Genomic DNA, 20,555 nt, shown 5'->3' on the forward strand with positions numbered 1-20,555 from the left:
GTTCCTCCGGCGTCACGGGAACACGCAGAACAATTTTTCGGGTTCGGTTCGTCATAGTTTCACCTCGTTTCTTGGGGGTCTGGGGTACTCCCCAGCAAGCATTTCTGCCGGGAGTGGCTACACTCCCTATGCTTGCTACGTTACCTTTCCCCACTACTATGACACCACAACACCCCCGTTTTGCCCGCAAAATGCAAAAAAAATAAGAGGACGCTTTTGCATCCTCTCAATGACCGTGCATGACAATCAGACGCACACGGGCTCTTTTTCCTGTTCATGGATTCGTAAGGCACCGTCAATGGCACCCTCTACGATGGGTAAGTATTCTTCCGGGCAAAGCTGCAGCTTGTGGCTGACCCGCTGACGTTCCGCACTTTCTTCCCGCATGAGTTCCGGGTTAAAGTACCGCTCCACGGGCAGACCACATATTTTTATCAGCTGAATCACCACCGGCAGGCTGGGCAGCGTGCCTTCGTTCTCAATATTCGCAAGATACCGGCTGTCACAATGTATCATGTCAGCCAGCGCACTGCGGGAAAGCTGTTTTGCCTTTCGTGCTGCCTTGACATCCGCTCCGAACGTTTCAAAGCCGGGACAGTCCTCGATTTTCGCCATTCTGCATCACCCATATACATTTTATAGTTCATGGACGATTGGCGAAATGATGCAAAGTGCATTGTTGCTAAACTTTATTGTTCATAGTTTGAGCATTGTATTGTAAAGTGGGCTATCCTATAATAAGGAAGAAACCCTTTTTTGAAAAATCCGTCCGCTGTAACATTTCGCGGACATTTGCCTGTTATACTATCTGCAAAAAGCAAAGGAAGTGAGGATATGAAGCAGATTTTAATTGTCGAGGACGACAGTTTTTTGAATAAGATGGTGGCCTATAACCTGACCGCAGACGACTATGGCGTGACTTCTGCCCTAAATGCCAGAACCGCAGCCGACGCCATCCGCCAGCGGGAATTTGATTTAGTGCTGTTGGACATCAACCTGCCGGACGGCAACGGTTTTGAGCTGTGCAAACTGATAAAGCCCCAGCACCCGGACACCATCGTGATTTTCCTGACCGCCAACGATCAGGAGAGCGACCAGATACGGGGTTATGAGGTGGGCGCGGTGGACTACATCACAAAGCCCTTTGTGATCGGGGCCTTGCAGCGAAAAATCAAAGCTATGTTCGCCATGCTGGAACACCACAAACCGGCCAAGGACATTTACGACGACGGGCGGCTGTTTCTGGACTTCTCGGAGCAGACGGCTTCCTTAAACGGCAAGCCCCTGACCCTATCCCCGATGGAGTATAAAATGCTGAACCTGTTCCGCAAAAATCCCCGGCAAGTGCTGACCCGTGGGCAGCTTTTGGAAAAGCTGTGGGATATAGACGAAAGGTTTGTGGACGAACACACCCTGACAACCTCCATCAGCCGGATTCGCAGCAAGATTGAAGCCGACGGCGGCGCGCCCTACATCAAGACCGTTTACGGCATGGGCTATCAATGGACGGGGGGCGAGGCAAAATGAAGTTTCAAAACCTATCGGTAAAGCGGCTGTTTGGCCGGGTGGCAATAGGACTTGTCCTTTCCATGTCCGGGATCACCATAGCCCTGTTTCTTGTGACAAAACAGACGGCGGTGCTGCTGACAGGCGGGGCGCTGCTGCTGTGCGCTCTTGTGGGGATTTTTGTACTGACGCAGGCGTTTGGAAAGCGGCTGTCGCAGTTTACCGCTGACCTGTGCCAGACCTTAGACCACATGATAGCCGGAAATGAAGCGCCCCAGCGCCCGGAGGACAGCGAAACCCAGCTTGCCAGAATCGGACACCGGCTGGCAAGGCTTTACCAGATCATGCAGGAGAACCGCCGCCGGGTGGACGAGGAACGGCAGGAGTTACAGACCCTTGTATCAGATATTTCCCATCAGGTGAAAACGCCGGTAAGCAATCTGAAAATGGCGACGGACACCCTGCTGGAAAAGCCTATGACCGAGGCGGAGCGCACCGACTTTATCCGGGGAATCCGCAGCCAGACGGATAAGCTGGACTTTCTCTTTCAGGCCCTTGTGAAAACCTCACGGCTGGAAACGGGCGTGATCCAGTTGGATAAGAAGCCGGGCCGCCTCTTTGATACCGTGGCGCAGGCCATGAGTGGGATCGTGTATGCAGCGGAGAAAAAGGAAATCGCCGTGTCCGTGGACTGCCCGGAGGATTTGGCCTTTTCTCATGACAGCAAGTGGACATCCGAAGCCCTCTTTAACCTGCTGGACAATGCGGTGAAGTACACCCCGGCAGGCGGGAAAATCGCTGTGTCGGTGGTGCTGTGGGAAATGTATGTGGAGATCAAAGTGACCGACACCGGCAAGGGCATTTCCGAAAGCAATCAGGCCGCCATCTTCCGGCGCTTCTATCGTGAGGAAGAAGTACACGAACAGCAGGGCGTGGGCATTGGCCTGTATCTGGCCCGCGAGATCGTAACGCGGCAGGGTGGCTATATCAAAGTGGTTTCGGAGCCGGGCAAGGGTTCAGAATTTTCCATTATGCTGCCTACAAAATAAATCGCGGCGGACGGCCATTCCCGGCTGCCCGCCGTAAATTTTTTTGAAATGTCCGAGCGTTGTAACATTTCACCCCGATTTTCAATGAAATTTTTTAGCCGCTGTAACATTTCGCGGACATTTGGGTTTTACAATAGCCTTATCAACAGGCAGAAAGCCTTGAAAGGAGTTTTGAGTATGAGCGTTTTACAGGCGATTGATCTGAAAAAGTATTACGGCACAGAGCCGAACATTACCCGCGCCCTTGACGGTGTGAACTTCTCCGTGGAGGACGGCGAGTTTGTGGCCGTTGTGGGAACATCCGGCAGCGGCAAGTCCACCCTGCTTCACATGATGGGCGGGCTGGACACTCCCACCAGCGGAACCGTGATCGTCCGGGGCGAAGAACTGGCAAAGAAGAACGATGAACAGCTTACCATCTTTCGCCGCCGCAACATCGGCTTTATCTTCCAGAACTATAACCTTGTTCCTATTCTGAATGTGTATGAGAACATCGTCCTGCCGGTGGAGCTGGACGGGGACACGGTGGATCAGAAGTTTTTGGACGAGATCGTTCACCTGCTGGGGCTGGAAGATAAACTGAAAAATATGCCGAATAATCTTTCTGGCGGACAGCAGCAGCGTGTGGCGATTGCCCGCGCTCTGATTACCAAACCGGCTATTGTGCTGGCCGATGAGCCAACCGGTAACCTTGACAGCAAGACCAGCGCCGAGGTGCTGGGACTTATCAAGCGCACCAGCGCGGAGTTCCGGCAAACCGTTGTAATGATTACCCACAATGACGACATAGCCCGCCTTGCAGATCGGATTGTCCGCATTGAGGATGGCAGGATTGTGGAATAAGGAGGTGGCAAGCTATGACATGGCCTTTTGAAAATGATACCAGTGACATTGAAAAGAAGCTGGCAAAGCGCAGTTTGCATCGTGAACGGCAGCGTAATTTATTTGCAATCATTGCTCTTGTGCTAACTGCATTTATGATAACTGCGACATTCAGTATTGGTTTTAGTTACTTTGAAACCTACCAAATGCAACAAATTCGGTTAATGGGAACTACCGCTGATGTCGGAATCACAAATGTAACAGAAAATCAGTTGGTTGAAATTTCAAAATCAAACCTTGTCCTTGACGTAGGTATACAGCAGCGTTTAGGTAGTGTTGATACAGAACAACTGAGAAACGCAAGATTAGGTGTAGTATGGATAAATGATACAGAGTGGGAACACCACCGTCTTCCTACTATATCAGGTGTTGTAGGAAATTACCCATCAAGTAAAAACGAAATTATGCTACCTACATGGGTGCTTGAACAGATGGGCATTTCTGATCCGCAAATAGGGATGGAGATTGTGTTGTCATACCAAATTGGCGATAGCTATGATTATGTCACGGACACCTTTTTGCTGTCGGGCTACTATACGGACTACATTCCAATGCGCACAAATAATCGTGGTTATGTTTATGTTTCATCCGCTTTTAAGGATAGCTTAAATGTATCACTGGATAATAGTGTTACGGCAATGATCCGTTTTCAAGGCAATGATAATGCTGACAAAAACTGTGAAAGATTGCGGCGTGAGATTGACTTTACAGAAGGGCAAACATTTGAAATTGTACCATTAGAACAGGCAAATGGTGGAACTATTATTTTAGCTGTAATAATTTTAGCAGTTTTTATATCCTTTAGCGGCTATCTGCTGATTTATAATATTCTTTATGTCTCTGTCATAAAAGATGTGCAATTCTATGGCCGTCTTAAAACGATTGGAACGACCCAAAGGCAGATAAAGAGAATTATCTATAAGCAGGCAATCAGAATCTCTTGTATTGGTATTCCGATTGGTCTGTTACTTGGTGCGGTTGTTTCCTTTGGCATTGTTCCTTACTTCCTGAATATGATGTATTCAACAAATTCTGATGTGGGAACAAAAGTATCTTTTTCGCCGTTTATTTTCATAGGAGCGGCCATATTTACGTTCATTACCGTTATGATTGCAAGCATGAAGCCCGCCAAAATTGCCGGAAGTGTTTCACCAATAGCAGCACTCCAATATACAGCAGCCAGCACAAAGAGTAGCGCCAGAAATTGTAGCAAAATGAAGTTGTCCAGAATGGCATGGAACAATGTCTTTCGTAATGCTAAGAGTACAACCCTTGTTTTTGCATCGCTTTTTTTCGGCCTTTCCTTGTTCCTTGTCGTCACAGGGCTATTACATGGTTTAAACCCGGAGAATTATGTGAGCCAATGGGGAGTAAGCGATTTTGCACTCACATATAGTATCCACGAAAGAGAAGATTTAATTTCCAGCGAAATGGTTTCAGAGGTTGGTCAGCTTGACGGCATTGAGAATTTGAGGTTGACCTATGCACCTTATCCTCAAGTAGTAGCAGATGTTGTATATGACGATGCTGTATTTCACGAGTTTCTTGCGTCATTAGACGGAGTAAACGGCATTGATTTTTCTGATCCGGCAAAATTAGAAAATTATCAGCAAAACTTTTTTAGTGGGGTTTTTGGAATTGACAGTGCATATTTGGAAGAAATCAATAAAACCTTAAACTTGCCTATTGACACGTCTGCCTTTGAACAAGGAAAGGTTGTGCTGCTGTCCAAAACAGTAGAAGACCTTATTCAGCCGGGGCAGGAAATAACAATCCAGACGCAGAACGGACAGCATTCCTTTATTGTAGCGAACGGTTATTTGAATGAAGGGTTTCGAGCAGGAGGAGGCAATGAGAGAGGGACGGCTCCTGATTTGTATATTAGTCAAACAGCTTTGAAAGAACTCTTTCCGCAATATAGAGTGTTCCGCGTGGCCTTTGATACGGATGGTCAACATGACGAAAGTATACTGCAAGAATTAAAGCAAATCACCGCATCACAAGCTAACATTGATATTATATCCCGATATGAACGGCGAGAAGAAATGCAGGAATATCTCATTACAGCAAAGGTTTTAGGAACAGGGTTGTCCGTGATCCTGCTGCTTGTTGGTGTCATGAACTTTGTCAATACAATGGTTGTCAATGTAAATACTCGGCGCTATGAATTAGCTGTTCTTGAAAGCATTGGAATGACAAAGCGACAAATCAAACGAATGCTATTTATGGAAGGTTTCTATTATTGGGGCGTTTCCCTTTCCCTTGCAGTCACCATTGGAACAGCAATCTTCATCTTGCTATATATGATTTTTAGTAAAGTGGCCTATTATGCTGTTTTCTCCTATCCATTTATCCCACTGGTGCTGGTGTCTGGACTGGTGTTGCTAATCTGCCTTATTGTGCCTATATGGGTCTACAAAACTGACGTTAACCTTCCAGTTGTGGAGCGATTGCGGTTGACAGAGTGAGTTTAATCAAATAGCAAAACATCCTTAGATCAATCATATCGAAGCGGAGCAGATTTTAGCTGCTCCGCTTCTTTAGTGTTTTTCAAAAAATTCTTTTGAAATGTCCGAGCTTTGTAACAATTCAGCCTGTTTTTCTGTCGAAATCAAAGGCACCTCGGACATTTGTGTAACATTTGGATTTTATAATAATCCTCATAAAGAGAAATAGCCTGTTAGCAAGCTGCCGCACGACGGCAAAAGAAAAAAAGCCGTCGTACAGCAGACATATCCGCGCGCCCATTTTGAACCGGCGGCTTTTGAGAAAATCAAGGCCGCCGGTTCTTTTTGCTTATCAAAGCGTTTCATCGTCTGTATGGCGGCCACTAGGAGGATGTCGCCATGCGCCTGATATTCTATCGAACGCCTAGTTTTGAACTGTCAAAAAAAGCCTTGCTCCCGCACAGGGTCAGCAGGGCTTTTACCATGTACTATACGATGTAGCTGCTACGCATTTCACACTGCCATTATGCCCGGTTGGCCGTTTTCGGTTTGCTGGGCTTTTCTGTTGCCACCTGAAAATCTGCCTGCTTCAAAAAATATTTTTGGAAATTTTCAAAAAAGAGGGCAGAATCGGGTGTTTCAGGTGTCATATTAGCGGAAAGGGAAAAATCCACCCGACATCCCCACGGAAAGGGGGTGAGAAGATGGAAGCTATCCCTCGCAACGATGGCGAACAGTACCGATTCGATGCGTTCTGCAAAGCGGTGCTGCGAAATGAGGCCCGGAACTATCACCGAAATAAGAAACGCTTGCTTGACCGTGAAAAGTCATTCAGCGTTCTGTCGATGGAAGAACTGGGGCAGCTCACGAGTGTAGACCATTATCCGTGTGAAGAATCTGTATTTTCGTCCTACGGCTGTGATCTGCACATCGACAATGAGCTTGTTGCCAATGCGTTTGCCGCTCTGCCAAAGCAAGAACAAAGCATTCTGATTCTGTTTTGTGTTCTGGAACTGGGCGACGGTGAGATTGGCGACCTCATGGGAATGTCCCGAAGTGCTGTTCAACGGCACCGGGCAAAAACGCTGAATGAGCTGCGAAAAAAGCTAAAGGCGCACTTGCCGGAGGGAGGTTAGGCGTAAATGAACTCCTATGAACACACAAGCAGAGAGCTTTTACCGCTCTCGGTGATTCGCTCTGCCTGCGCTGGGGATACCGATGCCGTTGAACAAGTTTTGCAGCATTACAGAGGTTACATCAACAAGCTCTGTACAGGCATTCTCTATGACAAGCACGGTCAGCCTCATGTGTGCATAGACGAGTACATGAAACGCCATCTGGAAATCAAACTGATTTCTTCTATTGTAACCAAAGCCGAAACGGGCTGACCCTTTCCACGTTTCGGGACAGCACCTTGAAAAATATGCCCGCAGGACAATGGCGGTGCATCATAGGGCAAACGGATACGTTGCTGTCTGTATCGAGCCGGACGGCGGGTGCGCCACGATGCTTTTCTTTGAAAAGTGGAGCGATCACCACCCCGCCGCAATGCAAACGCGGCTGCTTGCGGGCCATGACATACAGGTAGGCTGATACTTCCTTACCGTCAAAGTCCGAGCGTTCAGAGCGTCGCAGGCAATGAGTAGGGCTGCATGAGGAATGCAGGGGTGAGATTCCCGTGGGCTGCTGCCAGCAGCCGTCCGTTGGCTCATTTTTTATTTTGTGAAAGGGGGATATTTTTGAAAGAACAAAATTTGATACGTTATAGCATTCAGCTTGCTTTTTTGAAGCAGCTGTTGGAAAGAAAGCTCATAACCGATAGAGAGTATTCCCTTATCAAGCAGCGCTTAATGAAAGATTATCGTGTGGTTTCCGAACTATCCTCTTGATTTTGTGTTGCATTGGCGTTATGATTAACGCAATGAAAGGAACACATTCAACAAGGAGGTCAAGCATGAAAGATGTTGAAGTCATTAAAGCGCGAAACACGCTCTCTCCACGAGCGCGCACAAACTTTGAAAAAAGGCTGCGCGTAGCCGCCTATTGTCGTGTCAGCACTGATACCGAAGATCAGCTGAACAGCTACAAGTCGCAGGTCGAATACTATACCGAACTTATAAAAAGTAAGCCGGAATGGTCTTTGGCAGGCATCTATGCTGATGAAGCTATCACAGGTACGCAGGTGAAAAAGCGCGAGGATTTCCAGCGGTTAATCAACGACTGTATGAACGGTGACGTGGACATGGTGATTACCAAATCCATTTCGCGGTTTGCACGAAACACGCTTGACACTCTGAAATATGTTCGGATGCTCAAAGATAAAGGTGTGGCTGTGTTTTTTGAAGAAGAAAACATCAACACCCTTACTATGGACGGCGAACTGCTCCTTGTGATTTTAAGTTCTGTTGCACAGCAGGAAGTCGAAAATATTTCTGCAAATGTCAAAAAGGGCTTGAAGATGAAGATGCAGCGCGGTGAGCTGGTCGGGTTTCAGGGCTGTTTAGGTTATGACTACAATCCAGCGGACAAAACCATCACCATCAACGAAGAAGAAGCGGCTGTTGTCCGTTACATTTTTCAGCGATACACGGAGGGTGCCGGTGGTTCGGTTATTGCCAAAGAACTTGAAAACTTAGGCTATAAAACCAAACGCGGCAGTCCCAAATGGGCAGACAGTACCGTAATCGGCATTATCAAAAACGAAAAATACAAAGGCGACATTTTGTTAGGAAAGACATTTACCGTTGACCCTATTTCAAAACGGCGTCTGTACAACTTCGGCGAGGAAGATCAATTTTACATTCGTGAGCACCACGAGCCCATTATTTCGGAAGAAGTCTTTGAAGCCGCACAGGAAATTTTGCGGCGGCGTGCAAAGCCCCGCAGCCTTAACGTGGACGGCAAACGTGAAAAGTTCAGCCGGAAATACGCTTTTAGCTGCATGATAGAATGTGGTTTCTGTGGTGGCACTCTGACAAGGAGGAGTTGGCATAGCAGTTCACAGTATAATAAAGCTATCTGGCAATGTGTTGTTTCCACCAAAAAAGGAAAAAAGTTCTGCCCGGAGAGCAAGGGCGTTGACGAAAGAACGATTGAGCGGGCTTTTGTAGAATCTTATCGCCTCTTGTGCCAGAATAACAAGGATGTTCTGGACGAGTTTATGAAACGGACAGAAGAAACTCTTTCTGAAAGCAACGCGGGCAAGCGTCTGGCGAAAGCCGAAAGAGATATTCACGCTCTGGAAGTCAAGAAAAACAAGCTGGTTGATATGCGTCTTGAAGATACCATCGACAAGGAGACCTACGAACGAAAGTATTTGGACCTGTCCAGCCAGATTGAGCAGTTGCAGAAAGAGTGTGAAAGCCTGCAAGATGCAGCCGCAACAGAATCTACAATGCGCAAGCGTGTTGCCACGTTCCGGCAGACCCTTGAACAGAACGAGGTTCTGGACACCTTTGACCGACATATTTTTGAAAGTATAGTTGAAAAAGTAATCGTGGGCGGTTATGATAGTAATGGGAACAAAGACCCCTACATGATTGTCTTTGTTTACAAGACCGGGTTCAAAAACAGTGTGGACGGCAAGAATTTCAAGCCGCTTCGCAAGAATAGCAAGGAGAACCACTCCCCTGCTGTTTTGTGTTCCCATGCTTCTAACGAGGCTGAATCCATGTGTTCCGATTCTAGCGACGGCACATATCGAAACGGTATGCGCATTGTCCAAACTAGATGTCTACCAGAAGATCACGGTAGACCTGAAGATGGATGAGTTGGACGTGACTGCTGCGGAGACCAAGGCTAGCTATGAAGAGATCCGGGAGTACGTCAAGGAACACACCGGTCTGAACGTGAGCGACCTCTATATTGCACAGGTCAAGCAGAAATGCGGCATCAAGGAGCGGCAGAACTACAACAAGCCTAAGGCTGAGAACCCCAAGCAGCTCAAGTGCCCGCCGGAGAAGGAAAGAGCCATCCGGGAGGCGCTGAAGTATTTTAAGATGATTTGAAATAAAAAAATAGACGGATGTCTGTCAACTGGCAGACATCCGTCCGTTTTTATGATAATCTGTTATGATCGCAGTTCCTCAAGCAATGCCGTGCATCCTTCCAGTATATCCTGCCATGTGGCTTCAAAATCTCCCGTGAACCATGGGTCTGCCACTTCACGGGGATGATCTGTATGCGCCATCAGCAGCGAGACTTTATGCTGTGGGTCTCCGCCGACAAGCCGCAGGATGTCGCACAGATTACTTTCGTCCATGCCAATCAGATGATCATACCGTGCATAATCCAGCCGGGTCATCTGCCGGGCGGTCTTGCCGTTGCAGTCGATGCCATGTTCTGCCAGCTTCTGCCGTGCAGGAGGATAGACCGGATTTCCGATTTCCCATGCACTGGTGGCGGCTGATGCGATTTCAAATTGCTCGGATAGTCCTGCCTTGGACGTAAGGTCTTTCATCACATACTCCGCCATCGGGCTTCGGCAGATATTTCCGAGACAAATAAATAAGATCCTGGTCATGCCGGGTCGTTCTCCTTTTGGCTTACAAAAGCATAGCCGCCGTGGGTAGTGCGGATAAAGCTACCGCAGCCGGCCAGCTTCTTTCGCAGATTGGAAACGGTATTTGCCACGACCTTTAAGGTGTCGTCACAGTTTTGTCCCCACACAGCACGGAAAAGCTCTTCTTTTGAGAAGATTTGTCCTTCGTGGGAGGCAAGCATCAGCAGCAAATCGAACTCCAGTCGTGTAAGGGAGACTTTTCTGCCGTTGCACGACACTTCGTGGGCCATTCCGTCCAGTGTAAGCCCCGGAAGAACCAACTTCTCCCATGAATCAATGGATATTTGCTCTGCCTCGATGTGCTCTCGTTCCAGAAGCATCCGGATCTTCTGCTCCAATTCCGGGTCAGGCTGTCGGGTCTTTATAACGATCATGGCAAACTCCTGCGTGTATTTTACTCTGCGGCGGTATCCATTTCCCGGAGCAGGTTTACCATCTCGATGGCACTGACTGCACAGTCATAGCCTTTATTACCTGCTTTGGTGCCTGCCCGCTCGATGGCCTGTTCGATGTTTTCGGTGGTCAGAACACCAAAGAGGACGGGAACCCCACTTTCCAGCGAGACCGTGGCAATGCCTTTGGAAACCTCATTGCACACATAGTCGTAATGGCTGGTAGAACCGCGAATCACGGCACCAAGGCAGATCACAGCATCATACTTTCCGCTTTTTGCCATTTTAGAGGCAACCAGTGGGATCTCAAAAGCACCCGGAACCCATGCAACATGAATATCAGCGTCCTGCACATCGTGCCGGAGCAGACCATCCATTGCTCCGCTCAGAAGTTTGGATGTGATAAATTCGTTGAATCGGGCAGCTACGATACCGACCTTGATATTCTGAGAAACCAGCTTGCCTTCAAATGTTTTCATTTTTAAATACCTCTTTCGTTGTTAATATTCCAGAAGATGCCCCATCCGTGCCTGCTTCGTTTTCAGGTAAAATAGGTCATACGGGGTCGCCGTCATCTGAATGGGTACGCGCTCGGAGATCTCCAGCCCAAACTCGGAGAGCTGATATACTTTGTCCGGGTTATTGGTAAGCAGGCGCAGGCTTTTTACGCCAAGTTCCCGGAGGATCTGTGCGCCGAGATAATACTCCCGTTCATCTCCATGGAACCCCAGAGCGAGATTGGCTTCCAGCGTATCCATGCCCTGCTCCTGAAGTTCATAGGCACGCAGCTTGTTGATCAGACCGATGCCCCGGCCTTCCTGCCGCATATAGAGCAGGATACCCCGGTCTTCTTTTTCGATCTGCGTCATGGCAGCGGCCAGCTGTTGGCCGCAGTCACAACGCAAAGAGCCAAATGTATCTCCTGTCAGGCATTCCGAGTGGACGCGGCACAGAATATCCTTTCCATCGCCAATGTCACCTTTTACCAGTGCAATGTGATGCTCTCCGTTCAGGCGGCTCACAAAACCATAAGCTCTGAAGGTGCCATACTTGGTGGGCAGGTTCACTGCCGTCACCTGATCGACCAGTTTATCGTGACACTTGCGGTACTCCTGTAAATCACGGATGGTGATGAATTTGATCTGGAAACGCTCTGCCAGCTTTGCCAGTTCAGCGGTGCGCATCATCGTGCCATCCTCCCGCATGATCTCGCAGCACAGGCCGCATTCTTTCAGCCCTGCCAGACGGCACAGGTCAACGGTTGCTTCCGTGTGACCGTTGCGCTCCAACACACCGTTCTTTTTTGCCAGAAGGGGGAACATATGGCCCGGTCTGCGGAAATCTTCTGCTTTTGCGTGATCGTCCACACAAGCCATCGCCGTAATGGAACGCTCTGCGGCAGAAATGCCCGTAGAAGTAGAAACGTGGTCGATAGACACCGTAAATGCCGTTTCATGGTTGTCGGTGTTATGCTGCACCATCTGCGGAAATTGCAGCTTCTGGACGAAAGCCTCGGACATCGGCATACAGATCAGACCTTTGCCGTGGGTCGCCATAAAGTTGACGTTTTCGGTGGTGGCAAATTCGGCAGCACAGATGAAGTCCCCCTCGTTTTCACGGTCGGGGTCATCCGTTACCAGAATGATTTTTCCTTGCTTCAGATCTTGCAAAGCTTCGGGAATGGTATTGAAGTTCATCGTAAACTCTCCTTAAAAGCCGCAGCGCAGCAGCATTTCTTTTGTGAGCGTGTTTTGCTTCGGTGTTTCTGATGGAAGCAGCCTCTCGATATATTTTCCAACAACATCGGTTTCCAAATTGACAAAATCCCCTTTGTGCCGTTGGTTCAGGTTCGTCTGACGGACGGTGTGCGGTATCGTGGACACGGAAAAGCCCGTAGGTTCCACCGCAGCCACGGTCAGGCTGATACCGTCTATTGTGATAGAGCCTTTTTCAACGACATAGCGAAGGATCGCAGAATCTGCATGAATGGTGTACCAGATAGCCGTATCGTCTTTTCGGATATTAGCAATGCGTCCGACGCCATCCACATGGCCTGCTACGATGTGTCCGCCAAAACGTCCGTTGGCCGGCATGGCACGTTCCAGATTGACAGCACTTCCAACGGTGAGCTGTGCAAGTGCAGAGCGGTTCAAGGTCTCGTGCATGACATCCGCAGCAAAGCTATCCGGGAAGAGCTGCCTGACGGTCAGACAGATGCCGTTGACGGCGATGCTGTCGCCGATCCTGGTTCCTTCCAGAACCGTTTTTGCACGAACAGTCAGTACGGCGGAATGCTGTCCCCGATTGATGGACTTTATTGTTCCGACTTCTTCCACGATTCCGGTAAACACGGGTACTCCACCTCACTTTCGATCAGGAAATCTTTGCCAAGCTGTTCCAATCGGCTGTTCTTCAGGCGGAATGCAGCATCCGGAAGCGGGACACCTGCACCCTCAATGGGTGCTTTGGCATCCCTTCCTCCGAACAGCTTCGGGGCAATGTAAGCCTGTACCTGCTGCACGATGCCGCTTTCCAGTGCAGACCAGTTCAAGGTTCCGCCGCCTTCCAGCAGAATGCTGTCGATCTGCTCCTGCCCCAGCTGTTCCATCAGTTGCAGAAGATTCACATGACCGCAATGCGCTTCCAGACAAAGGACCCGGCACCCGGCCTGTTGATATGCCGCCTGCTTCTCCGGGTCGCCGCAGCAGGTCGCAAGAATGGTCGGAACCTGTTTGGCGGTCATGACCACCTGGGATTGCAGCGGTGTCCGCAAATGTGTATCACAGATGATCCGGACGGGATCACGGCCACCCTCTATCCGGCAGGTCAGCAGTGGGTCATCTGCTAGGATGGTTCCGACTCCCACCATAATGCCGCGGAATCGGTGTCGCTGCCGTTGAACATGATTCCGGGCAATTTCCCCGGTGATCCATTTGGAAGCGCCTGTGTATGTGGCGATTTTTCCGTCCATCGTCATGGCGTATTTCATGGAAACGAAGGGGCGTTTTGTGGTGATATAGTGGAAGAACACCTTGTTCAGCGCATCGCATTCCTTTTGCAGAACATTTTCGGTCACATCTATGCCGTGTGCGCGCAGGATTGCAATTCCTTTTCCAGCCACCAGCGGATTCGGGTCAGCAGAACCCACGACCACCCGGTGAATGCCCGCGTCCAGAATCGCATCCACGCAGGGCGGCTGCTTTCCGTAATGGCAGCACGGCTCCAATGTCACATACAGGGTCGCTCCCTGCGGATCTTCGGTGCAGGATGCCAGCGCATTGCGCTCCGCATGAGCCTGACCGTATCTCTGGTGCCAGCCCTGTCCGATGATCCTGCCCTCTTTTACGACCACGGCACCCACCATCGGGTTGGGAGATGTCCATCCGCAACCCTTTTTTGCAAGCTGCAAAGCCAGACGCATATACTCTTTGTCGTTCATCGTGTCGCCTCCAAAAGAAAAAGCCCTGAACAAAAACGTTCAGGGCAAGCCGAAAAGACACAAGGGATCCTTGTGCAAAAAAGAAAGCTCCAGAATGCAAACGCATCCCAGAGCAGCCTCCACAAGCGCAGAACCGTGCGGGCTCTGCGCTTGGTATCTTCTTTCATCCAGACTGTACTGTCGGCTTCGGAGTTTCACCGAATCATGCCTTACGGCTCGTGGGCTGTACCACCGGTAGGGAATCGCACCCTGCCCTGAAGATTTCTGATTCAATTACAGCGGCATTATAGCACGGCTCCTTTCGGATTGCAAGGGCATTCTGCAAACCGGGACGAAACCGGGATGAAGCGAATCGCTACAACAATAAAATCACATCGTCCGTAGGACAATGTGAACGGAGAATCCAAAGGGGCGCGGGTCGCCAGTGGCAACCTCAAAATGCGTTGCATTTTGAAGCGCTTGACCGAGCCGACAGGCGAGAGCAGCGCCCTTTGGCACACGACTTTGCTTGCAAAGTCTATTCCGAACAAGACGGTACGAACGGGAGGTGCTGGAAATGGCAGCAGAAAAGATCAAGGTCTACACATGAAGGTAGATACCACTGCCATTGAGCAGGAAATCGCCGCCTATGAGAAGCAGCTACGGCAGCACTACTCCACAAAATCCCGGCTTATGGAGGAGATCGACAGCCTTGACCCGGACGACCGGCACTTTATCGCCCGGAAATCCGACCTTGACGACCGCCTTTATAAGATGTACGATAAAATCGAAGAGGTGGAAAATGAACTGATGGATGCCCGGGCAAAGAAGCAGGCCATTGAAGCCGACAAAATCACAGGCGACAACATCTATAAGATCCTGATTTGCTTCGACAAGCTCTATGCCACCATGACCGAGGCGGAACGCCGCAGACTGGTGGAGATTTTGATTGATGAGGTGCAGATCTACCCGGAACGCCAGCCTAATGGACAGTGGCTGAAGTCCGTCCGGTTCAAGCTGCCCATCATCGACCATGACCTTGAATTGAGTTTGGACAATAAGGATCGTGTCGAGGTCGTGTGTTCGATGGTTAGATTCAAAAAGCATTGATCTAATGTGAAGTAGGGTGAACCGTTTTATGGATTCTGTTACACAGCGTATAAAAATGATCCGGCAATATGAAGGAAAATAAGAAGACCTGTGCGGTCTGGTGAAAAATAACAACACAAATAGTACAGAGAAAAGGAGCATCCCATGAACGCAAATATCAATTATGATGAGATCCCGGATACCAGTGCCGTGCAGGAGGACCTGCTTGCGGCGCTGAGCAGCCAGCATGTGACCGTGCACACGAATGAGGAGCCGGACTTCGACTACATGGAAAACGGGGATGTGGCTTTTGTGGTCAAGAACCCGCACAATGATGAGAATTTGCTCATTGAACTGGGCGGCGAGTTCTCGGTGTTCTTCGGCCTGTGGCATGGGCAGTACAAGGCCGTGGAGTACGACTACGACCGCATGAAGAAGGACATTGCAGCCATTCTGGAGGGCAATGCCGGTGCGCTGAGCCTGTATGCCGACGGCAGGTGGCAGGGCAGCGCCCTCTGCCCGGAGAAGGTGTCTGCTGATGCCGACATGGAAAAGCTGCTGGAACGCTGCTGGCAAAAGCAGGAACCGAAGGAAAAACTGCTGGCACAGGGCGGCAGGGTGGAACTGCTTTATTGGGACCCGGCGGAAAATAAGAGCTTTGTGATTCCGGCAAAGAACTGAATCATAACAAAAAGGACACACCACAATGGTGTGTCCTTTTTGTTATACGATATGAAGCTTAGACCTTCTCGATGGTGATGCTCCAATCAGCGGTCATGGCCTCGTCCGGCTCCAGCACTTCGTGCTTGCCTTCCTCATTGACGCTGTTGGCCCAGCCGTTCCACGGCTCCATGCACACAAAGCTCTCGGCATCCTGCTGCCACAGCACGGCGTGGTCGAAGCTGTCGTCGGCATCCACAGTCACCTTGTGGCCGCTGCCGCTGTCGGTGAGGGTCATGGGGAACTGCACGCCGGTCAGCAGGCGCACGCTGTTGTCAGCACCTTCCTTGCGGGTGAGGGTGATCTTTTCCGGGGCAGCGGGCTGCTCGCCCTTGGCGCTCTCGGAACAGGTGGCGCACTTGATATCGAAGTCCACATTCTCCAGCTTGGAAGCCTTGAAGTAGGGGTGGAAGCCGAAGCTGAAGGGCATGTTGGTGGCGCCCTCGTTGATCACGGTCATGTTGATGGCGGCAGTGTTGCCCTCAAGGTTATAGTTCATCAGCACGGTGAAATCGAAGGGATAGAGGAACTTGGTCAGCGGGGTGGACTCCAAAATCAGGGTCACGCCGTCCGGGCCGACGCTTTCCACATCCCATGCGCACAGGTCGGCAAAGCCGTGGTTCTCCATGGGGTATGCCTTGCCGTCAAAGATGTGCACGCCGTTATCCGGCAGGCCGCAGTTGGGGAACAGCACCGGCACGCCGAAGCGGGGGCGATTGCACTCGGAAAAATTGGGGTGGCGGGTCCAGATGTACTCCTCGCCGTTCAGGGAGAAGCCGGTGATCATGCCGCCGCGCTCCGGGGTGATGACCAGCTCGGTCTTTGCCTCAGCATCGGTGATAACGTACTGCTCATAGCAGGCACCGTTTTCGGTGACATAACGGGTGGTGATCTGATTCATAGTTCAGTCCTCCTTATGTTTCTGGTTCTGTGCCAGTTTTTCAAAATAATAATCAATGCCATAGCGGATGAGATATTTTATGACCCTTGCAATAACGGCCACGATAGCGGCAAAAATGCCGCCGTAAAGCAGAAACGCATAGATCATCATGCGAGTGGTCATAGCCATAAAAACACTTCCCTTCCGTTTTCATGCACAAAGAGGCTGCCGTACAGCCAAAGTGCCATACAGCAGCCTCGAAACGATTACAGAACGACGCCGTCCTTGAAGATGGAGATCTCGCGGAAGCCGTGCTTCTCGGCCTTGGTCTGCTCACCGCTTGCAACGCGGATGACCAGATCCAGCAGGTCCTTTGCAGCCTCGTCGATGGTCTTTTCGCCATCGGCGATCACGCCGGTGTTGAAGTCGATCCAGCCGGATTTCTTCTGGGCCAGCGGGGTGTTGGTGGAGATCTTCAGGGTGGGAGCCGGGGCCGAGAACGGAGTGCCGCGGCCGGTGGAGAACAGGATCAGGTGTGCGCCTGCGGCGGTCATGGCCGTGGCAGAAACCAGATCGTTGCCGGGGCCGTACAGCATGTTCAGGCCCTTGGTGACAACGGGATCACCGTAGCCGATCACGTCCATGATGGGGGCGGTGCCGCCCTTCTGGACGCAGCCGCAGCTCTTGTCTTCCAGCGTGGTGATACCGCCCTGTTTGTTGCCCGGAGAGGGGTTATCGTAGACCACCTCGTTGTGGCTGATAAAGTAATCCTTGAAGCCGTTGATCATGTGCTCAGCCTTGACAAAGACATCATGGTTGATGCAGCGATCCATCAGGAAGCCCTCGGCACCGAACATCTCGGGCACCTCGGTCAGCACGGTGGAACCGCCGCGCTGGCCCATCATGTCGGAGAAGCGGCCGATGGTGGGATTGGCGGTGATGCCGGACAGGCCGTCCGAGCCGCCGCACTTCATGCCCACCACCAGATCGGACACGGGGATAGGCTCACGCTTGAACTGCCCGGCGTAAGCGGCCAGTTCCTTGAGGATATCGCGGGCAGCGGTGAACTCGTCGTCCACCTCCTGACAGGTGAGGAACTTCACACGGTCGTGGTCGTACTCGCCCAGCTCTTCCACGAACTGATCGTGCTGCAGGTTCTCGCAGCCCAGATGCAGCACCAGAACGGCGGCAGCATTGGGGTGGCGCACCAGCGCAGCCAGCAGCTTGCGGGTCTGTGCATGGTCGTGGCCGGTCTGGCTGCAGCCGAAGGGATGGGTGAAGGTGTACAGGCCCTCGATGGAGCCGGTGACCAGATCCTGATTGTCGGCAACGATCTTCTTGGCGATGTCGTTGACGCAGCCCACGGTGGGGATGATCCAGATCTCATTGCGGATGGCGGCACGGCCGTCCTTGCGGCGGAAGCCCATAAAGGTCTCCGGCTCGACCTTGGGCAGGGGAGCCAGATCCGGGGCGGGGTTGTAGCTGTACTCTACCTCACCGGACAGGTTGGTGTGCACGTTGTGGGTGTGCATCCAGCTGCCGGGAGCGGCATCTGCGGTGGCGTGGCCGATGGGAAAGCCGTACTTGATCACGTTCTCACCGTTCTTGATGGGCTTCACGGCCATCTTGTGGCCCTGCGGAATGTCCTCCAGAGCAGTCACAGAAAGACCGTCCACTTCCACCAGCGTGCCCTTGGCAATGGGGTGCAGGGCAACGACCACGTTGTCGATGGGGCTGATATGAATTGCCTGCGGCATAGTAGTTCTCCTTATCGTATCGCATAAAAGGGAATGAACCCTCTCCGTCATCGCCATGCGATGCCACCTCTCCCGAAGGGCGAGGTCTTTGCGATGAAAACTTTACGTTTCCACGTTTCCGCAAAAGCTCCCCCCCTCGGGGGAGCTGGACGCGAAGCGGACTGAGAGGGTTCACACCTCAAAGCAATGTTTCTTTTAAACGATCAGGCTTACAGGCAGCTCTTGTAAGCAGCCTCGGCACCCTGAGTGCGGATCATTTCCAGATCAGCCAGAACAGCGGCCTCGAGACCCTCGATCTTGGTCAGATCCTGATCCCACATCTGGGTGTTGGTCAGCACGGCGTTCACCAGCTGAGCAGCGGTGTCGTCCTTGTGTGCATAGTAGAAGTCCAGAGCCCATGCGTCATCCTGGATCTTGTAGGTGTTGCCGGCAGGACGCTTGCAGATCAGGCCGTCGGCGGTGCGCTCCTGAATGTCGCTGGAATAGAAGGCAATGTAGGCTGCCAGAGACATGGTCAGGCACTTGGGCAGCTGTTTCTGCTCCTCGATGTAAGCCAGGAAGGAAGGCATGTTGCGGGCCTTCCACTTGGAGGTGGAGTTCAGGGAGATGCTCATCAGCTCGTGGTTGACGAAGGGGTTGTTGAAGCGGTCCTCAACAGCGGAAGCAAACTCTTCCAGATCCTTCTTGTCCAGCGGCAGGGTGGGGATGATCTCCTCGTGCAGCATCTTGTTCATGAAGCCGCGGATGGTGTCGTTGTGCATGCAGTCACGCACAATGTCGAAGCCGGCCAGATATGCGCCCAGAACGAAGCCGGTGTGTGCACCGTTCAGGATGCGGACCTTGCGCTTCTTGTAGGGGGTAACATCGGGCACGACCATAACGTTCACGCCGGCCTTCTTGAACGGCAGCTTGTCCTCCAGCTCAGCGGGGCCTTCGATGACCCACACGCCGAACACTTCGCCCACGTCCAGAGCGGCATCATGGTAGCCGTTGGCCTCTTCCATGGCAGCCAGTTCCTTGGGATCGCGGATGCGGCCCGGAACGATGCGGTCCACCAGAGTGGAGCAGAAGGTGTTTGCGTTGTTCATCCAGTCGATGAATGCAGGCTCCAGATTCCAATCCTTGGCGTAGTTGTTGCAGCACTTCTGCAGCTCCTTGCCGTTGTTGTCGATCAGTTCGCAGGACAGGATGGCCAGACCCTTGTCAGCAGCGCCGTTGAATGCCTTGTAGCGCTCGAACAGCACGCGGGTCAGCTTTGCGGGGAAGCTGTTGGGAGGAACCTGATCGAACTGGCTGTCGCCCTGCGTGTAGGCGATGCCGGCCTCAGTGGTGTTGGAAACGATGGTCTCCAGATCGGCAGAACGTGCCAGCTCCAGCACTTCGTCCCACTTGCCGTCGATGTAGGGGCACACACAGTCGGACACGCAGGAGATCACGCGCTTTGCATCGACCTTCTGGCCCTTCTCGCTGCCGCGCAGGTACAGGGTGTACAGGCCCTCCTGCTCGTTGATCCAGTCTGCCATCTGGGGGAAGTTGCTGATGGGCTGCACCAGCTTGACCTTGCCGTTGTAGCCGGCCTTCTCGTTTGCGATGTCATAGAAGTAATCCACGAAAGCACGCAGGAAGTTGCCCTCGCCAAACTGCATGACCTTGACGGGTGCATCCTTCAGGATGTAGCCGTTGTAGCCGGTGCCTTCCAGAACCTTGTAGTTCAAAGTTTCCATCTTGTTGATCTCCTTTATAAACTTGCTTTGCTTATCAGAGAGCCTCTTTGTCTGCCCTCTGCTCCTTACCCTATTTTATGCTGTTGTATACAAATAAGTCAAGAGCTTTGTGCAATATTTTTAGCCTTAA

The 20,555-nt window shown here is 51.3% G+C and carries 23 protein-coding genes and 1 riboswitch; of the genes, 11 read left to right on the forward strand and 12 right to left on the reverse strand.

The annotated features are described in order from the left end of the window. Positions 1–246 precede the first annotated feature (246 nt). Positions 247–615 carry a helix-turn-helix transcriptional regulator gene (locus tag QZL71_RS10195; protein ID WP_005927725.1) on the reverse strand — a complete coding sequence of 123 codons (369 nt, stop codon included), beginning with the start codon at positions 613–615 and terminating at the stop codon, positions 247–249. Positions 616–834: 219 nt separating this feature from the next. Between QZL71_RS10195 and QZL71_RS10200 the strand changes: the two genes are divergently transcribed. From QZL71_RS10200 to QZL71_RS10215, 4 genes are all read left to right on the forward strand, one after another. Next, positions 835–1,527, forward strand: coding sequence for a response regulator transcription factor (locus tag QZL71_RS10200; protein ID WP_294648642.1), 693 nt, complete (start codon positions 835–837; stop codon positions 1,525–1,527). Beyond that, entirely contained in the window at positions 1,524–2,555 is a 1,032-nt protein-coding gene (locus QZL71_RS10205) for a sensor histidine kinase (RefSeq protein ID WP_227616234.1), read from the forward strand. Before QZL71_RS10200 ends, QZL71_RS10205 begins: the two co-directional genes overlap by 4 nt. A gap of 177 nt (positions 2,556–2,732) precedes the next feature. Continuing rightward, positions 2,733–3,398: an ABC transporter ATP-binding protein gene (locus tag QZL71_RS10210; RefSeq protein WP_014079454.1), complete on the forward strand. Its 666-nt coding sequence runs from the start codon at positions 2,733–2,735 to the stop codon at positions 3,396–3,398. A gap of 14 nt (positions 3,399–3,412) precedes the next feature. After that, on the forward strand, positions 3,413–5,905 hold the full coding sequence (locus QZL71_RS10215; protein ID WP_294648643.1) for an ABC transporter permease: 2,493 nt from the start codon (positions 3,413–3,415) through the stop codon (positions 5,903–5,905). Positions 5,906–6,408: 503 nt separating this feature from the next. Here the strand turns inward: QZL71_RS10215 and QZL71_RS10220 are convergent. Continuing rightward, positions 6,409–6,558: a hypothetical protein gene (locus QZL71_RS10220; protein WP_294648644.1), complete on the reverse strand. Its 150-nt coding sequence runs from the start codon at positions 6,556–6,558 to the stop codon at positions 6,409–6,411. A 30-nt stretch (positions 6,559–6,588) separates the two neighbouring features. Between QZL71_RS10220 and QZL71_RS10225 the strand changes: the two genes are divergently transcribed. From QZL71_RS10225 to QZL71_RS10245, 5 genes are all read left to right on the forward strand, one after another. After that, positions 6,589–7,020, forward strand: a complete 432-nt coding sequence (locus QZL71_RS10225) for a sigma-70 family RNA polymerase sigma factor (RefSeq protein WP_217285409.1) — start codon at positions 6,589–6,591, stop codon at positions 7,018–7,020. 6 nt (positions 7,021–7,026) lie between these two features. Continuing rightward, positions 7,027–7,272 (forward strand): helix-turn-helix domain-containing protein, encoded by a 246-nt coding sequence (locus QZL71_RS10230; RefSeq protein WP_217285408.1) that lies wholly within the window; start codon positions 7,027–7,029, stop codon positions 7,270–7,272. 264 nt (positions 7,273–7,536) lie between these two features. Next, entirely contained in the window at positions 7,537–7,773 is a 237-nt protein-coding gene (locus QZL71_RS13295; protein ID WP_177716362.1) for an SHOCT domain-containing protein, read from the forward strand. A gap of 65 nt (positions 7,774–7,838) precedes the next feature. After that, positions 7,839–9,653 carry a recombinase family protein gene (locus QZL71_RS10240; RefSeq protein WP_294648645.1) on the forward strand — a complete coding sequence of 605 codons (1,815 nt, stop codon included), beginning with the start codon at positions 7,839–7,841 and terminating at the stop codon, positions 9,651–9,653. Further along, positions 9,601–9,891, forward strand: coding sequence for a 23S rRNA methyltransferase (locus QZL71_RS10245; protein ID WP_294648647.1), 291 nt, complete (start codon positions 9,601–9,603; stop codon positions 9,889–9,891). Before QZL71_RS10240 ends, QZL71_RS10245 begins: the two co-directional genes overlap by 53 nt. 62 nt (positions 9,892–9,953) lie before the next feature. Here QZL71_RS10245 and QZL71_RS10250 read toward each other — a convergent pair whose 3' ends face one another. The 6 genes from QZL71_RS10250 to ribD are packed head-to-tail and all read right to left on the reverse strand — an operon-like array spanning position 9,954 to position 14,276. Continuing rightward, on the reverse strand, positions 9,954–10,406 hold the full coding sequence (locus tag QZL71_RS10250) for a low molecular weight protein-tyrosine-phosphatase (protein ID WP_005944118.1): 453 nt from the start codon (positions 10,404–10,406) through the stop codon (positions 9,954–9,956). Then, entirely contained in the window at positions 10,403–10,819 is a 417-nt protein-coding gene (locus QZL71_RS10255; protein WP_097781395.1) for a winged helix-turn-helix domain-containing protein, read from the reverse strand. Before QZL71_RS10255 ends, QZL71_RS10250 begins: the two co-directional genes overlap by 4 nt. Before the next feature lie 20 nt (positions 10,820–10,839). Further along, positions 10,840–11,316, reverse strand: a complete 477-nt coding sequence (gene ribE, locus QZL71_RS10260) for a 6,7-dimethyl-8-ribityllumazine synthase (protein WP_097781396.1) — start codon at positions 11,314–11,316, stop codon at positions 10,840–10,842. 21 nt (positions 11,317–11,337) lie between these two features. After that, positions 11,338–12,534, reverse strand: a complete 1,197-nt coding sequence (locus tag QZL71_RS10265) for a bifunctional 3,4-dihydroxy-2-butanone-4-phosphate synthase/GTP cyclohydrolase II (RefSeq protein WP_097781397.1) — start codon at positions 12,532–12,534, stop codon at positions 11,338–11,340. Between the two features lie 12 nt (positions 12,535–12,546). Beyond that, positions 12,547–13,188 carry a riboflavin synthase gene (locus QZL71_RS10270; RefSeq protein WP_154261081.1) on the reverse strand — a complete coding sequence of 214 codons (642 nt, stop codon included), beginning with the start codon at positions 13,186–13,188 and terminating at the stop codon, positions 12,547–12,549. Then, a complete protein-coding gene (gene ribD, locus QZL71_RS10275) occupies positions 13,152–14,276 on the reverse strand; it encodes a bifunctional diaminohydroxyphosphoribosylaminopyrimidine deaminase/5-amino-6-(5-phosphoribosylamino)uracil reductase RibD (RefSeq protein WP_294648649.1) in 1,125 nt (374 codons plus the stop codon). The genes QZL71_RS10270 and ribD overlap by 37 nt, the downstream gene beginning before the upstream one ends. Before the next feature lie 151 nt (positions 14,277–14,427). Continuing rightward, positions 14,428–14,542, reverse strand: a riboswitch (FMN riboswitch). 319 nt (positions 14,543–14,861) lie between these two features. Here ribD and QZL71_RS10280 point away from each other — a divergent pair. Continuing rightward, on the forward strand, positions 14,862–15,365 hold the full coding sequence (locus QZL71_RS10280; protein WP_363912681.1) for a resolvase: 504 nt from the start codon (positions 14,862–14,864) through the stop codon (positions 15,363–15,365). A gap of 144 nt (positions 15,366–15,509) precedes the next feature. Beyond that, the gene (locus QZL71_RS10285) at positions 15,510–16,025 is read left to right on the forward strand and encodes a hypothetical protein (protein ID WP_154255485.1); all 516 of its coding nucleotides are present in this window, start codon (positions 15,510–15,512) and stop codon (positions 16,023–16,025) included. 58 nt (positions 16,026–16,083) lie between these two features. Here the strand turns inward: QZL71_RS10285 and QZL71_RS10290 are convergent, their stop codons facing one another. From QZL71_RS10290 to QZL71_RS10305, 4 genes are all read right to left on the reverse strand, one after another. Next, positions 16,084–16,965: an aldose epimerase family protein gene (locus QZL71_RS10290; RefSeq protein ID WP_294648651.1), complete on the reverse strand. Its 882-nt coding sequence runs from the start codon at positions 16,963–16,965 to the stop codon at positions 16,084–16,086. A gap of 3 nt (positions 16,966–16,968) precedes the next feature. Beyond that, positions 16,969–17,133, reverse strand: coding sequence for a hypothetical protein (locus tag QZL71_RS10295; protein ID WP_005944144.1), 165 nt, complete (start codon positions 17,131–17,133; stop codon positions 16,969–16,971). A gap of 77 nt (positions 17,134–17,210) precedes the next feature. Then, positions 17,211–18,701 carry a UxaA family hydrolase gene (locus QZL71_RS10300; RefSeq protein ID WP_005944146.1) on the reverse strand — a complete coding sequence of 497 codons (1,491 nt, stop codon included), beginning with the start codon at positions 18,699–18,701 and terminating at the stop codon, positions 17,211–17,213. 209 nt (positions 18,702–18,910) lie between these two features. Further along, positions 18,911–20,425: a tagaturonate reductase gene (locus tag QZL71_RS10305; protein ID WP_005944147.1), complete on the reverse strand. Its 1,515-nt coding sequence runs from the start codon at positions 20,423–20,425 to the stop codon at positions 18,911–18,913. Positions 20,426–20,555: the final 130 nt, after the last annotated feature.

It is taken from the genome of uncultured Faecalibacterium sp., from assembly GCF_900066275.1.
Classification (GTDB): domain Bacteria; phylum Bacillota; class Clostridia; order Oscillospirales; family Ruminococcaceae; genus Faecalibacterium; species Faecalibacterium taiwanense.